The 14,197-nt window shown below is 70.8% G+C and carries 11 protein-coding genes; 5 read left to right on the forward strand and 6 right to left on the reverse strand.

Going from position 1 to position 14,197, the window contains the following annotated elements; genetic code table 11:
* The first annotated feature begins 73 nt into the window (after nucleotides 1-73).
* Together OG568_RS13590 and OG568_RS13595 are read left to right on the forward strand one after the other, a co-directional pair.
* Nucleotides 74-667, forward strand: a complete 594-nt coding sequence (locus OG568_RS13590) for a TetR/AcrR family transcriptional regulator (protein ID WP_266586937.1) — start codon at nucleotides 74-76, stop codon at nucleotides 665-667.
* Complete coding sequence (locus OG568_RS13595; protein ID WP_329531704.1) at nucleotides 660-1,469, forward strand: alpha/beta fold hydrolase; 810 nt, start codon at nucleotides 660-662, stop codon at nucleotides 1,467-1,469. Before OG568_RS13590 ends, OG568_RS13595 begins: the two co-directional genes overlap by 8 nt.
* A 21-nt stretch (nucleotides 1,470-1,490) precedes the next feature.
* Here OG568_RS13595 and OG568_RS13600 read toward each other — a convergent pair whose 3' ends face one another.
* Both OG568_RS13600 and OG568_RS13605 read right to left on the reverse strand, forming a co-directional pair.
* Nucleotides 1,491-1,937: a CAP domain-containing protein gene (locus tag OG568_RS13600; protein ID WP_329531705.1), complete on the reverse strand. Its 447-nt coding sequence runs from the start codon at nucleotides 1,935-1,937 to the stop codon at nucleotides 1,491-1,493.
* Between the two features lie 320 nt (nucleotides 1,938-2,257).
* Nucleotides 2,258-3,034, reverse strand: a complete 777-nt coding sequence (locus tag OG568_RS13605; RefSeq protein ID WP_329536354.1) for an isocitrate lyase/PEP mutase family protein — start codon at nucleotides 3,032-3,034, stop codon at nucleotides 2,258-2,260.
* Nucleotides 3,035-3,236: 202 nt separating this feature from the next.
* On the opposite strand from OG568_RS13605, the gene OG568_RS13610 reads away from it, so the two are divergent.
* Entirely contained in the window at nucleotides 3,237-4,637 is a 1,401-nt protein-coding gene (locus OG568_RS13610) for a hypothetical protein (protein WP_329531706.1), read from the forward strand.
* Here OG568_RS13610 and OG568_RS13615 read toward each other — a convergent pair.
* Complete coding sequence (locus OG568_RS13615) at nucleotides 4,582-6,282, reverse strand: DUF2264 domain-containing protein (RefSeq protein ID WP_329531707.1); 1,701 nt, start codon at nucleotides 6,280-6,282, stop codon at nucleotides 4,582-4,584. The genes OG568_RS13610 and OG568_RS13615 overlap by 56 nt on opposite strands.
* 78 nt (nucleotides 6,283-6,360) lie before the next feature.
* Nucleotides 6,361-7,407, reverse strand: a complete 1,047-nt coding sequence (locus OG568_RS13620; protein ID WP_329531708.1) for a rhamnogalacturonan acetylesterase — start codon at nucleotides 7,405-7,407, stop codon at nucleotides 6,361-6,363.
* 189 nt (nucleotides 7,408-7,596) lie between these two features.
* Between OG568_RS13620 and OG568_RS13625 the strand changes: the two genes are divergently transcribed.
* Entirely contained in the window at nucleotides 7,597-9,267 is a 1,671-nt protein-coding gene (locus OG568_RS13625) for a rhamnogalacturonan lyase B N-terminal domain-containing protein (protein WP_329531709.1), read from the forward strand.
* A gap of 2 nt (nucleotides 9,268-9,269) precedes the next feature.
* Here the strand turns inward: OG568_RS13625 and OG568_RS13630 are convergent, their stop codons facing one another.
* Nucleotides 9,270-10,679: an RICIN domain-containing protein gene (locus OG568_RS13630; protein ID WP_329531710.1), complete on the reverse strand. Its 1,410-nt coding sequence runs from the start codon at nucleotides 10,677-10,679 to the stop codon at nucleotides 9,270-9,272.
* Between the two features lie 158 nt (nucleotides 10,680-10,837).
* Here OG568_RS13630 and OG568_RS13635 point away from each other — a divergent pair, with 158 nt between their 5' ends.
* Complete coding sequence (locus tag OG568_RS13635; protein WP_329536355.1) at nucleotides 10,838-12,934, forward strand: autotransporter; 2,097 nt, start codon at nucleotides 10,838-10,840, stop codon at nucleotides 12,932-12,934.
* A 20-nt stretch (nucleotides 12,935-12,954) separates the two neighbouring features.
* On the opposite strand, the gene OG568_RS13640 is transcribed toward OG568_RS13635, so the two are convergent.
* Complete coding sequence (locus tag OG568_RS13640; protein ID WP_329531711.1) at nucleotides 12,955-14,160, reverse strand: aminoglycoside phosphotransferase; 1,206 nt, start codon at nucleotides 14,158-14,160, stop codon at nucleotides 12,955-12,957.
* Nucleotides 14,161-14,197: the final 37 nt, after the last annotated feature.

The raw sequence follows: 14,197 nt of genomic DNA on the forward strand, positions 1-14,197 counted from the left end.
GGATCCCTAGGTAGTCAGACGGCAAGATCGTCAGGCATTCAGGCAAGGCACTGCTCCTGAGGTGGTTGGTCCCATGGCTCGTGCCGGGCTCACTCCCGACCGTGTCGTCGAGGCCGCGGCCGATCTCGCCGACGAGGTCGGGTTCGAGAACGTCACCCTGTCCGCGTTGGCGCGCCGGTTCGGGGTGAAGGACGCGAGTCTGTACTCGCACGTCAAGAACCTGCACGATCTGCGTACGCGGGTCGCTCTGCTGGCCTCGGGCGAGATGATCGACGGCATCGCCACGGCGATCGCCGGGCGGGCCGGCAAGGACGCCCTCGTCGCCTTCGCGGGCGCCTACCGGACGTACGCGCTCGCGCACCCAGGCCGCTACGCCGCCACACACACGCCGATCGACCCCGCCGTCGGCGCCGCGTCCGACGCGTTCCGGCGAACGGCCGAGATCACCTACGGCATGCTCCACGCGTACGGCCTGTCCGAGCCCGACCTCACCGACGCCGTGCGGCTGCTGCGCAGCACCTTCCACGGCTTCTGCGCCCTGGAGGCGATCGGCGGCTTTCACGCCGCCAGGGACGTACAGACCTCGTGGGAGCGGGCCCTCGACGGCCTGCACACGGCCCTGGAGCACTGGCCACGGAGCGAGCGGAAGGAAGAGGATCATGCTTGACGGGCACTACGACGGACACTACGACGTGCGGGGCAGCGGGCCCCTGCTGCTGGTCATTCCCGGCGGGGCCGGTCACCCCATGGGGCTGGACGGCGCCGTCGCGCGCCTCTCCGAGCGGTTCACCGTGGTGACGTACGACCCGCTCGGGCTGTCCCGCGGCCCGCTCGTCGGGCCGGTCGAAGACCAGCGCGTGGAGGTGTGGAGCGACCGCGCCCACCAGCTGCTCGACTCGCTCCTCCCGGACGGCGAGTCCGCCCACGTCTTCGGGAGCAGCTCCGGCGGGATCGTCGCCCTGGACCTGCTGGCCCGCCACCCGGAGCGGCTGGGGCGCGTGGTCGCGCACGAGCCACCGAGCATCGGCGTGCTGCCGGACGCGGCACGGCAGCACGCGATGATCACGGAGGTGCATGAGATTTACCGTGCGGAGGGGGTGGCGGCGGCCGCGGCCCGGCTCGGCGCCGGTCTGGAGGGCCGGAGTTGGGAGCCCGGTCCGCGTCCCGCGTCCGCTGTGGCCGACGGGGGTGAGAGCGCGCGGAACACTCAGAACACGCCGATGGACATCTTCCTCGGACACGTCCTGCGCCCCTTCACCTCCCACGCCTTGGACCTGGACGCCCTGAAGGGTCTGTCCTCCCGGCTCACGCTCGGTGCCGGAAGCGACTCACGGGGCCAACTCCCCTTCCGCACCGTCGCCTTGCTCGCCGAGCTCAGCGGCGGCGACTTCGTCGAGTTCCCCGGGGGTCACCTCGGCGTCCTCCAGCACCCGGTCGCCTTCGCGGACCGGCTGACCGAGGCGCTCTGAGTCGCCCGGCAGAGGGAGGGATCAACCAGGCGCCGCGAAGAGCTGCACTGTGTACTTTCCGCTGACGGCAACGCCGGTGTCCGTGAACGAGCAGTTGAGGATGTTGCCCTTGTGGCCCTTTGTGCTGCCCATCCAGCCGTCGACGACCTGCTTGGCGCTGGTGTCTCCCCAGGACATGTTCTCCGCTGACGGCCCCGCGTTGTAGCCGGCGTCCTTGATGCGCTGTTGGGGCGAGGAGCCGTCGGAGCCTGTGTGCGTGGTGATGTTGTTCTTGGCGGCGTCGTCCGCGAAGACCTTGGCGGCGTGCGTCAGCTGCGCGTTCTCATGGAGTGCGGGGCAGTTGGCCTTTTCGCGTTCGGCGTTGACCAGTTGCAGGACCTCGCCGGGCGAGGTCTGCAGGGCGCGCGGCACGGCGGCGGGGACGGTGACCGTCGCCGCGGCGCCTGCGGCGGCCGCTCCGGTGAGCACCAGCAGAGGGGCCGCACACGCGGCAACGCAGACACGACGTATTCGATTGCTCTTGGTTCGCACGGGATTCCCTTTCGTCAGGGGCGGTCGGCAGCTCCCCGACATCGCGTGCGACGCGACGCGAGGAACGTGACGGCACCCTCCCCGCCCTTGGCCGTCACCAGCCCGCGGCCTCTTTCGCCGCTCGGGTGAGGGGCATGACAACGCCTCCTCGTACAGATCCACCCTAAGCCCCACCACCCGGGCTCACGAGTCGGACGACCGTCTCCGGGCGGCGCCCGGGCGCCGGTCTCCGCGCAGGTCAACAAGCTGGAGCAGGCCTAGGAGGTGCGGTCCTGTGCGCTGAGTGCCTGCACCTCGTCGTACGTCGGCGCGGTGCCCCGCGGTGGGCGGCCTGAGCGGATGTCCGCCATCGCGTCCAGCGCCGCGCCCAGTGCCCGCCGGTAGAGGTACGAGCCCAGGCTGATCCTGCGCACGCCGAGGTCGGCCAGGTCGGCGACGGACGGGCCCGCGGGTGAGTAGAGGATGTTCAGCGGTACGTCGAGGGTCTTGAGCAGGGCGGAGATGCGGGTCGGGTCGGTCAGGCCGGGGACGAACACACCGTCGGCGCCCGCCTGTTGGTAGGCGTCGAGGCGGCGGACGGTCTCCCGCTCGTCGGCAGCGTCGCCGAGCCAGTGGGTGTCGGTGCGGGCGTTGACGAAGAGGTCCGGTACGGCCGCCTTGACCGCCACGATCTTCGCCGCGTGCAGGTCGGCGGGACCGAGGCCGTCCTCCAGATTGATGCCGACGGCTCCGGCGGCGGCCAGCTCGTGCGCCAACTCGGCGACCTCGGCCGGGTCTTGGCCGTATCCGTCCTCGGCATCGACGGACAGCAGGTACGGGGCGCCGCCGAGCTGCCGGGCTAGCCGCACGGTCAGATCCCGGGTCGCCGCGGCCCCGTCCGGCAGTCCGGCCGCCGCGGCGACACCGAGGCTCGTCGTACCGATCGCCGCGAAGCCCTGAGCGGCGAGGAGCGCGGCCGAGGCGTGGTCCCAGGCGTTGGGCAGCAGGAGGGGCGCGTCGGCGTGGTGGAGCGCGGCGAAGGGCGTCGCGGTCATGTCGGCCTTCCAAGTCATGTCGGCCTCCCACATCGTGTCGGTCTCCCAGGGGAGTCGCTCATACCCGCAACGCTAAGCGCGCGATCCTTCGGCGCCCGCCGAACCGTATCCGTCCACCACGCACCGCGCACCGCGCACCGAGAAGCGCGGGCAACCTTTCGACCTGCGGCAACCTTTCGGCCCACGGCGGCGACCACCCGGTATGACCAACGCAAGACCCACCACATCGCACCGCCGCCGCCACCTGGCCCGTAAGCCCCTGGCGGCCGGACTCGGGGCCGTCGGTGTCCTGGCCGGTGCCTGGTACGCGACCGCCACGCCGACGACGAGCACGACGGCCGCCGCCCCGCGGCTCGCCGCCGTCACGAACACCACGGTGAACCTGGCCGCCAAGTTCCCCTACCAGTCCGCGGGGTACAACAACTCCCGCGAGTGGACGCGCACCGCGACCGCCGTCGCCCCGAACGGCACCCTCCGCGTGGCCTGGCCCGCGTCCGACGGCGTCCACGTCACCCCGCTGACGGCCGCCGGGAAGCGCTCCGGCGCGGACACGGTCGTCAAGGGCGCCAAGGAGGTCGGCGGCCTGGTCGCGCACAACGACGGCTTCGCGCTGCTGACCCGCGTCTCCGACACGAACAAGTGGAAGGAGACGGCGGCGGCCCTCATCCGCTACAAGAACGGCACGCAGACCTTCCGTACGAAGCTCACGGGGACCGCGTCGCACGACACGGCCCCGCTGCTGGACGGTCAGCTCACCTGGAACGGCACCAAGTACGGCACGTACTTCGTCGTGCACGGCGCCGGCGGCTTCGCGGACGGCCACTTCGGCGACAAGCTCAACTACGTCAGCGCCAAGGGCGCCAAGCTGACGGGCGGCTGGAGCTGGGGGTGCAGCCACAACGAGGGCATAGCGCTGCACGCCGAGACCACCGGCGCGTTCACCTCCCTCTGCTTCGACGACTGGCGCTCGGGCCTGTTCGTCTCGACGGGCATCGGCGCCCCCGACAACGCGCCCGCCGTGCAACGCGAGCAGTGCTGGGCGGGCTACTGCGGCGGCACCTTCGCGGGCCGCACCGGCGATCTGGTGAAGTCCTCGACGGGCCGGTACGCCACCGCCTTCGCCTCCCGGGGCGCCGTCTCCGCCGCCAAGAACCCGGACGACACGAGCGGCCGCGGCTGGACGGTGAAGCCGAGGACGGCGACCCACCAGGTGGCCGTCGCCTTCCTCAAGAACCGCAACACTCCCGCGGGCAAGCCGGTCCGCCTCACCAGCGCCGCCGGCACCGAGAACGTCAACGTGCACATCGCCCCGTACGGCAAGGACCGGCTCCTCGTCTCCTGGGAGTCCCTGGAGAACGCCAAGTGCTCGGCCGGCACCTGCACCGGCACCTTCACCGGCACCCACCTGCGCCTGATCGACTGGAACGGCGCCTTCAAGACGCCGGACAAGGTGGTCCAGGCCCCGATCTCCGGCGACATCGCGACCCTGAAGGACGGCACCTTGACGTGGGCGTACGCCCCTGTCACCCCGTCCTACACGAGCGCCCTCAGCGGGGCTTCACCGACCACGACGACGCTGAAGATCGCCCGTCTGAAGCCCTGAACCGGAAGCACGCCGAGGGGCCCGAGGGCCAGCTCACGCGGACGTCGTACTCCCCCTCCACCCGCACGGACACCGCCTCCGTGAGGGGCAGGGGGTCCGGCTCGCCGGTGAGCCGGGCGAGGGCGATGAAGAGGGTGGCGCCGGTTCCCATGACACCGGCCGAGTCCGACAGACCGTGCACGGGGAGGAGTTCGGAGCGCAGGCCGTCGGCTTCCGGCCACCCCGTGACGCGCACCGGCGTTCCCGCTGCCGCTCCCGCCACCAGGTGGGCCCGCACCTCCACCGCTCCGCGCGCGACGACCAGGCTCACGACCCGCGCTCCCCCGCCCGCCGTGTGCCGGGACGCCACCCAGCCGTCCCCCGCGCCCAGCGGCTCGATGTCCGTCCGGCTCGGATCGTCACCGACGATCACGCTGTTGTCGTACGACACCGAGGGCGCGGTCGCGGTCGAGTACGCGAGCCGCGTGTAGTAGGGGTCGTAGCGGACGTCCTCGCTGCCGTGGTTGTGGAGTCGGACCAGACCGTCCGAAGTCGTGGTCTGGAGCAGCCAGTTGGGCGGCCCGACGGGGGTGACGGCGTCGGCGCGGTCCGTCGGGCCGGGCTCCTCCCGCGCCGTCCACACCTCGTGGTCCGGTGGGAGGAGCAGGCCGACGAAGCCCTTGCTCGCCCAGTAGGGGGAGGCCGGGCCCGAATAGCCCTGGAGGACCGTCTCGTCGGGGCCGTGCCAGCCGAGGGTGAGCAGGCCGCGGTCGTCGACCGCGCCCCGGTCGAGGAAGTGGCGCAGCGCGCCGGACGCCAGGCGCCGGGTCTCGCCCGGCGACAGCGGCGTACGGCCGGTGAGGGCGCCGAGCCACAGCGGGGCGGTCGTCGCGAAGCGGTAGGTGAGGGAGCGGCCCTGGCGCATCGGGGCGCCGTCGCCGCCGAACAGCCTGGCGTAGTCGCGGAGATGGCGGGACAGCCGGCCGCCGTACAGGTCGAGAAGGCGGGTGTCGTCCGCGAGCCATGCGTGCAGCACCGGGTACAGGTGCATCGCCCAGCCGTTGTAGTAGTCGAAGGCGCGGCCGGGGCCGTCGGAGTACCAGCCGTCGCCGACGTACCACTCCTCGATCCGCTCCAGGCCACGATCGATCGCGGCCGCCGACGCCTCGGGCTCGTGGCCGATCTCCGCCAGGAAGCCGCCGACCGTCACCGGGAACAACTCCCAGTTGCAGGCCCAGGGTTCGGCGGTCAGCGCGTCGCCGAGCCAGGCCGCGGCCCGCTGCCGCACTCCGTCGTCCAGGCGGTCCCACAGCAGTGGCCGGGTGAGCCGCAGCGCGAGGGCGATCGACGCGGCCTCCACGAGGGGCTGGCCGCGGTCCTCGACGCGCGGCCAGACGCCCGCCGTACCGGCGGCGAGTCCGTCGGCGTACCGCTCCAGGGCCTTCTCGTCGCGGCGGAAGGCGGCCAGGAGCAGGGTGCGGGCGTAGCCCTCCAGGCCGTCGGAGAGCCGGCCCGACCAGCTCGTGTGCTCTCCGGGAAGGTGGTAGAGGGCGCCGTTCTCGGTCGCGTACGGGGCGACCGCGGCGAGCAGGGAGTCGGCCGCCGCCTCCCAGTGGGCGCGGGTGTAGCCGGTGTACGGGCTGAGGGTGCGGTCCTCGTCTGGCATCAGTGGCGCTTCCTGGTTCGGCGGCTAGGTCGGGTGGTACCTGGGGCGCCCCGGTTCCGGACGGAACGCCCCAGGGCCTCATCCCACCCTTACCTGGCGCCCGGGCACCAGATGCTGGGCGAGGAGTTCGTCGCGGACGAGGCCCGCGTAGACCGTGGCCCCGTGCACGGAGGTGTGCGTGTTGTCCCGCTTCTCGTTGTAGAGGTAGATCGCCTTGGAGCCCTCGACGCCCAGCGACTCGACGAGGGCCTTGGTCCTGGCCGTCAGGTCGATGAGCGGCACGTGCTCGGCGGCGGCGACCGAGCGGATGACGGCCGGGTGGTCCACGCCGAGGCCGTTGACCAGCAGGGCGGTGTCGTTGTTCAGGGTGCCGTCCGCGTTGAACCAGCGGCGGACGATGGGGGTGACCAGCACCGGGTCGCCGCCTCGCGCGCGGACCCCGGCGACCAGGGTCTCCAGGTTCGCGCGGTACGTCGGCTCGTCGGTCGTCTTGTCGTTGTGCGCGAGCTGGATGAGGACCAGGTCGTGGCGCCGGATGAGCGGCTGGACGGTCGGGAAGAGCGCGGGGTTCTCGAGGTAGGTGACCGTGCTCTCCCCGGAGTCCGCGTAGTTGGCGACCGAGACGCCCTTGCGGAGGTACTGGGGCAGCTGCTGGCCCCAGCCGGTGTAGGGGTCGCCGAGCTGGTCGCAGACCGTGGAGTCGCCGACCAGGAAGATCTGGCGGGTGTGGGGGCGGGCCGGGGTGACTTCGATGTCGGCGAGCGCGGGCGCGGAGCCGCCGAGGGCCAGGTCGAGGCCGGGGGTGCCGTCGGGGCCGGTCGGCTCGCCCTCCGGGGTGCGGACGTTCACGGTGAAGCTGCGAGTGACGGGCTTGCCGGCCGCCGTGGCGGTCTCGGGCAGCAGTGCCCGGCGCGTCTCGCCGCTGACGCTCGTGCTCGCCGCCGCCTGTCCGCCGAGCCGTACGCGCACGTCGTACGTGCCGGGCGCGACGTCGAAGTGGCAGGCGGTCGCGGTGCAGTTCTCCAGGCCGAGGGGGTGGGACCCTCCGTGTGCCTGCGCGGGCGTGACCGACAGCGCGGTGGCGGCGGTCAGCGCCGCCAGCAGGGCAGTGGTGAAACGTCTCATGGCGGCTCCTCCAACGGGACGGCATGACCTGGCGGCAGGACGGTACCGCTCTCCGCAAGCGCTTTCTAGTGCTCGGCGCGTTTTCACATGATTGCCAACTCCCAGGCAGCGAAAGCCCTTTCGCGAAATCGATTCAACTGTCAGTCTTCCGGACACCCGCACACCCCCACCTCCGAAGGAGGCACCCCCATGTCCGGATCCACCGACAGATCGCTCGGACGCCGCACCTTCGTCCTCGGCGCGACCGCGGCGGCCGTGAGCGCGACGGCCCTGACCCCGACGGCCGCCGCCGCGAGCTTCGGCTACACGGACGACGGCTCGAACTACGTCATCGACACCGGCGCGAACCTCGTCTTCAAGGTCAGCAAGACCAACGGCGACCTGACCTCGCTCGTCTACCGCGGCACCGAGTACCAGGGCTACGGCGGCAAGAACTCGCACGTCGAGTCCGGCCTCGGCACCTCCACCGTGACCATCGCGCAGTCCGGTTCGACGATCCTCGTCTCCGTCGCGTACGGCACGCTCAAGCACTACTACGCGGCCCGCAGCGGCGAGAACAACGTCTATCTGTGGACCAACAAGGCCGACACGTCGGTCAGCGCCACCCGGTACATCGTGCGTGTCAAGGCGGGCCTGTTCCTCAACGACGAGCCGGACTCCTACACGTACGCGCCCACCACCATCGAGTCCGCGGACGTCTTCGCGAAGTCCGACGGCCAGACCCGCTCGAAGCACTACTCGAAGCGCCGGGTCATCGATTACGACTACATCGGCTGGACCACCGGAAGCGTCGGCCTGTGGATCGTGCGCAGCAACCACGAGAAGGCCTCCGGCGGCCCGTTCTACCGCTCTCTGCTGCGGCACCAGAGCGCCGACGGCGGCGGGCTGTACGAGATCCTGTACTACGGCGAGAACCAGACGGAGTCGGAGCGCTTCGGCCTCCAGGGTCCGTACGTCATCGCCTTCACGGACGGCGGCGCGCCCTCCTCGTCGCTCTACCCGGCGAATCTCACCACCTCCTGGGCCGACTCGCTCGGCATCTCGGGGTACGTGGCCGCCGGCGGCCGCGGCAAGGTCGCCGGGGTCGGCATCGCCGGGCGGAACACGGCGTACGCCTACACGGTCGGGCTCGCCAACTCCGCGGCGCAGTACTGGGGTTCGGCACGGGCCTCGGACGGCTACTACTCGATCGCGGGCGTGCTGCCGGGCGCGTACACCCTGACCGTCTTCAAGGGCGAACTCGCCGTGTACACCACCTCCGTGACGGTGGCCGCGGGCGCGACGACCACCCTCAACACGATCACCGTCCCCTCCTCGAACGACCCGGACAACGCGAGCGCGATCTGGCGGATCGGCGCCTGGGACGGCACACCGAGCGGGTTCAAGAACGCGGACCTGATGACGTACGCGCATCCATCGGACGTACGGGCCGCGTCCTGGACCGGCAACGTCGTCGTCGGCAGCGGCACCGAGACCTCGGCGTTCCCCTGCTATCTGTGGAAGGACGTCAACAGCGGCATCGTCGTGTACTTCAAGCTGACCGCCGCCCAGGCCGCCGCCGCGCACACCCTGCGCATCGGCGTGACCACGGCCTACGCGAACGGCCGCCCGCAGATCGTGGTCAACGACACCTGGACCTCCGCCGTCCCCTCGCCGCCCACCCAGCCGAGCACCCGGTCGCTGACCGTGGGCTCGTACCGGGGCAACAACTACACATTCTCCTACAGCGTTCCCGCGTCCGCCTGGCTGACGGACACGAGTGCGTACAACACGCTGAAGATCTACGTGGCGAGCGGCTCGGGGTCGACGTCCTTCCTCAGCGCGGGCACCTCCATCGACGCCGTCGATCTACTGACCTGACGTCATGTTCCACGCGTCCACTGCTGGTTGGTCCCTCCGTTGCAGGTGTACGTGATCAGCGCGGCGGAGTTGGCGGTGGACGCGCCGTTCACGTCCAGGCATTCGCCGCTCGCGCGGGACTTCAGGAGCACGTAGCTGCCGGAGGCGGTGACCGACCACTGCTGGGTGGTCGCGGTGGCGCAGTTCTCCTGGGTGACGCCGGTGGCGTTCTCGGTCAGGCACAGGGAGCTGTGCCGGGTCATCAGCTCGTAGTAGCCGCTGCCGACGGACTTGAACCAGAACTTCTGGTTGTTGCCGCCGTTGCAGGTGTACTGGGAGAGCGCGACGCCCGTCAGCAGGGACTGGCCGGGCACGTCGGCGCACTTGGCGGAGTGCCGGGCGGTCAGGGTCTCGTAGGTGGCGCTCGTCCCCGTGATCGTCCCGGCCGCCGTGTCGATGGTGACCTCGGGCGACCAGCTCATGCTCATGCTGGTCGAGCTGGGGAAGGTCAACGGCAGCCAGACGTAACGGGAGTCGTTGACCGTGCCGCCGAAGGAGTTGCCCCAGCGGTCGCCCATGTAGAGGTACGAGGTGCCCGAGGTCCCTTGGACCGGGAGGACATACGCGGTCTGCGAGTTGTACGTCGTCGAGTCGCCGACGTTGGTCATCGCGGTCCAGGGGCCGGCGATGCTGGTCGCGGTGGCGTACTGCTGCTGGTTGGCGTTCCAGCCGGTGGCTGCCGAGGTCAGCATGAAGTAGACGCCGCCCCGCTTGAACAGTGCCGGTGCCTCGCGGTGGCCGCCCACCCATGGGTTGGCGACCAGGCTGTCGATGCCCGTGTAGTCGGCGGTGAGCTTGTAGATCTGCAGGTCGTAGTTCTCACGGGCCGCCGACACCATGTAGCCGGTGCCGTCCGTGTCGACGAAGGTCGTGATGTCACGGGACATGTACTGGCCGAGGGGCTGGAAGCTGCCCTGGTAGGTGTAGGCGCCGTCGACCGTGTCCGAGACGGCGACGGCGGCGCGCGCCTCGCTGTAGTCGACGCCGTTCTCCTTGTGCATCCACATGACGAACTTGCCGGTGGACGCGTTGTAGATGACCTTCGGCCGCTCGATGTAGGCGGTGCCCAGCTCGGAGGCGCTGGACTGGGTCAGTACGTGGTTTCGGAACTCCCAGTTCTTCAGGTCGGTGGAGCGGTAGGCGTCCACGTACCGGAAGGTGTTGTCGGCGTTGCGGTCCTCGCCGAACCAGTAGTAGTAGCTGCCGACCTTGATCACCCCGCCGCCGTGCGCGTGCACGACGTTGCCCGAGGTGTCGCTGAACTGGGTGCCGTTGGTGATGGTCTGGGCCGCCGCCTGGGCCGGTCCGGCGGTCACCAGTGCCGCGGTGAACGCACAGCACAGGGCGACGAGGATTGCGTACACACGTCTCATCTGACGCCTCTCGGGGGGGTTCGAGATTTCGTACGGCATCTGTCATTACGAACGCCGAAAAGGTAAGGGTGTGTTACGGGAAGGTCAACGGGTCGGGCGTGACAAAGATGGACGCGAGATTTCTGTTATCGCCGCCGTCCGTGCGCGTCTCCGATGATGTGCGCAGCCATACCTACAAGACAGCAGCCGCCGTGGGCGCCCTCGCGACCGTCGCCTTCCTGGTCACCACCCCCCAGGTGGCGGCCGCCGGCACCCGCGACGTCACCGCCGACGTGCTCGCGGGGCGGGACGTGACGCTGTCCGGAGACGCGGTGGTGACCGTGCCCGCCGGGACGACCACATACAACGGCGCCTTCCACGGCGAGGGCACGCTCACCGTGCGCGGCGGCGGAACGCTGATCCTCGCCAAGGACAGCGACTTCACCCTGCCCAAGGCAAGGCAACGGCAGAGTGTGCGGACACAGGGCGGCAACCACCCCTACACCACCGTGAGCAACCCGGACCCGCCCGCGATCACCGTCGAGCGGGGCGCCACCCTCCAGTACGGCACTGGCGGCGGCACCGGCCTGATCGGCCACTTCCCCTACAACACGCCCGGCTACCGGCTGAACCAGCTCAACGTCCGCGTCGACGGCACCCTGCGCCTCTCCCTGACCCGCACCTTCAACATCGGCACCATCAGCGGCTCGGGCCTGGTCACCCAGCCGCGCGACATGTGGGGCACCCTCGACCTGGCGGGCACCCACCCCTTCTCCGGAGTGATCGACAACGGCACCGGCATGGCGGTGGGCCGCCCCGAGTATCCGGTGGCGCTCCCCCGCACCCGCGCCATCCTCAACCAGGGCTCCTGGATCATCGACACCCCTCTCCACCAGACGATCACCCTGCGTCAGAACTTCTACCAGCGCGCTTACGGCAGTGACGTCAACGTGCACTCGCGGCCCGGCAGCAAGGTCGTGCTCACCGGCCAGTACAGCTACAGCGACCAGGGCGGCGACACCGACCCGTCGTTGAGCGACCCGGACATCAACTGGCGTCCCATCGCCCATCAGTTGAACAAGCGCGGCACCAACATCGAGGGTGCGGACGTCCAGTGGGGCGACGGGACCACCCACAAGATCTTCATGCCGGGGACGAAGGACACCGTCTACATCAACCTGCACCTGGCGAGCGGCGTCCGGTCCCGGCTGACCTTCGCCTACAACGGTCCTGTCACCCTGGGCGCGCGCATCGGCGGCGGCCGGTACCACGACACGCTCGCCGCGGCCGGCGCCGGGGACGTCGTGATCAAGGGAACGTCCGGCAACGACGTGACCTTCGCGGCGGAGCAGCACTACGACGGGTCGACGACCATCGAGAAGGGCGCCGTGCTGCGGCTGGGCTCGGGCGCGCGGGGCGGTGACGGCTCGCTGATGACCGGCACCGAGCACGGACGGATCGTCGACAACGGCACACTGGTCGTCCGCAACGTCTCGACTCCCGTGTCACTGTCGCGTGTCGGCGGCCGTGGCGGGCTCACACAGTCGGGCGCCGCGACGACGACCCTGACGGGCGGCGACGTGTCCTACACGGGCCCGACCACGGTCACCAGGGGCACGCTCGCCCTCTCCTCCGGCGCCACACTCGCGCACAGCAAGGCGATCCGGCTCACCACGGCCGGCACGCGGCTGGACGTGCGTACGACGGGACTTCGGGTGTCCACGTCCCTCAGCGGCAAGGGCACGGTACGGGGCGCGGTCGTCAACGACGGCGAGGTCGCGGGCCCCCTCACGGTGACCGGCGACTACACGCAGAGCGCGAAGGGCACCCTGGTCCCGCGCGACAAGCCCCTGAAGGTGACGGGCGCGGTCCGGCTGGCCGGGGACCTGGATCTGTCGGCCGCCGGGACCGACCCCGCCGACGAGATCAGGGTGCTCGACCACACCGGTGGCGCGAGGACGGCCGGTGCCTTCTCCGGCCTGCGCGAGGGCGCCTCGGTCGAGCTCGCCGACACGACGTACCGCATCAGTTATCACGGGGGCGACGGCAACGACGTCACCCTGAAGGCCGTGCCGAAGCACCGGACCGCGGCCCCGTCCCCCGCCACGCCCGGCACTCCGTCCGTGAAGAACTCCACCGCCGTCGGCGAGAGCGAGAACACGAACTCGTGGTGGCCCCTGCTGTTCGCACCGCTGCTGGCCGCGCTCGCCGTGCCGGTGGTCCGGCGCGGGCGGTCACGACGGCGCGGCGGACGACGGCACGCGGCCTCCCGGTGAGTCATGCGACGGCCCCTGCGTCAACGGCCGGTCGGTGCCGGTGGGAAGCCCAGGAGCGGAGCGAGTTCGCGTGCCTCGGCCGCCCAGCCGGCGAGGAAGGCGAAGGCCAACCCCCGCTCCCGGTAACGCCGTTCGGCGGACACCTCCCCCTTGCCGCCGTAGTCGAGCTGCCGCGCCTCGCCCGCGCGGGCGAGCATCAGGGGTGCGAGCCAGTCGTACTTCACCGCCGAGGCACACATGCCCAGGCGTACGAGGCGTTCGTCGCCGCGCCAGCCGCTCTCGCGCAATCCGTGCACATGGGCCTCGTACGCGGCCGCCGCCAGCTCGGGCAGTCGTGCCGCGGGCAGGAACAGATCCCAGACGGTGTCGGGGACGTAGTTGCCGAGATCCTCACCGAGCGCGCCGTCGCCGGCGAACGCCCAGTCGATGAGCACGCTGTCCGGTCCCTGGGACACGACGTTGGCGGGCCACTGATCGAGGTGGCTGAAGACGCGCGGCAGGGACTCCATGATCCCGAGGAACCACTCACGGTCCTGCCGCAGCCGCACCACCGCCTCCCGCACCCCGGCCGGGAAGTGGTCGCGCACCAGCGGATGCCGCCATGCCGTGTCGTCGTCGATCAGCTCCTGGCCGTCGGTCTTCGCGCAGATGTAGTCGCGGAGGAAGCGACGGGAGAGCCAGGGCCGGTCCCAGTCGCGATCGGCTCCCGCCGTGACGCCGACGCCAACGTCGATGCCAATGCCGGTGCCGTCAGTGTCCGTGAGCGCCGCTCCGTGCGCGGCGCCCAGACGCCGGGCGTGCTCGGCATGGCGGGCGATCGACCACGTCCTTCCGGACTCCCCCGGTACGTCCTCCAGCCACAGCGCCACGTCGCCGTCCGGGCGGTCGACGGAGGCGAGCAGCCGGGGTGCCCTGATGCCCCACGGCTGCCAGGTCCGCGCGAGCCCGGACTCGTACACATGGGCCTCGCGGCGCCAGAAGTTCCAGTGCCTGGGGTCGTCGGAGGCGGCCCAGGCGCCGTCGGCGTCCTTGGCCTGGGTGAGCACCTTCAGGACGACCGAACGGTCACCGGCGGTGACCCGCCACACGCCACCGGTCACGCCGTTCTTGAGGTTGTGGACGAGGGGTTCGAGGACGGCCCGGTCCGCCGGGGTCCCTAAGATCTCCCGCACTTCGGCGCGGAGGATCTCACCATCTTCGGTGCCGAGTTGATCGACTTCACGCATGCCCCCAGGCTAGGCGGCTTCCTCGGCGCTCTCAGGG

The sequence above is a fragment of the Streptomyces sp. NBC_01450 genome (assembly GCF_036227505.1).
GTDB lineage: Bacteria > Actinomycetota > Actinomycetes > Streptomycetales > Streptomycetaceae > Streptomyces.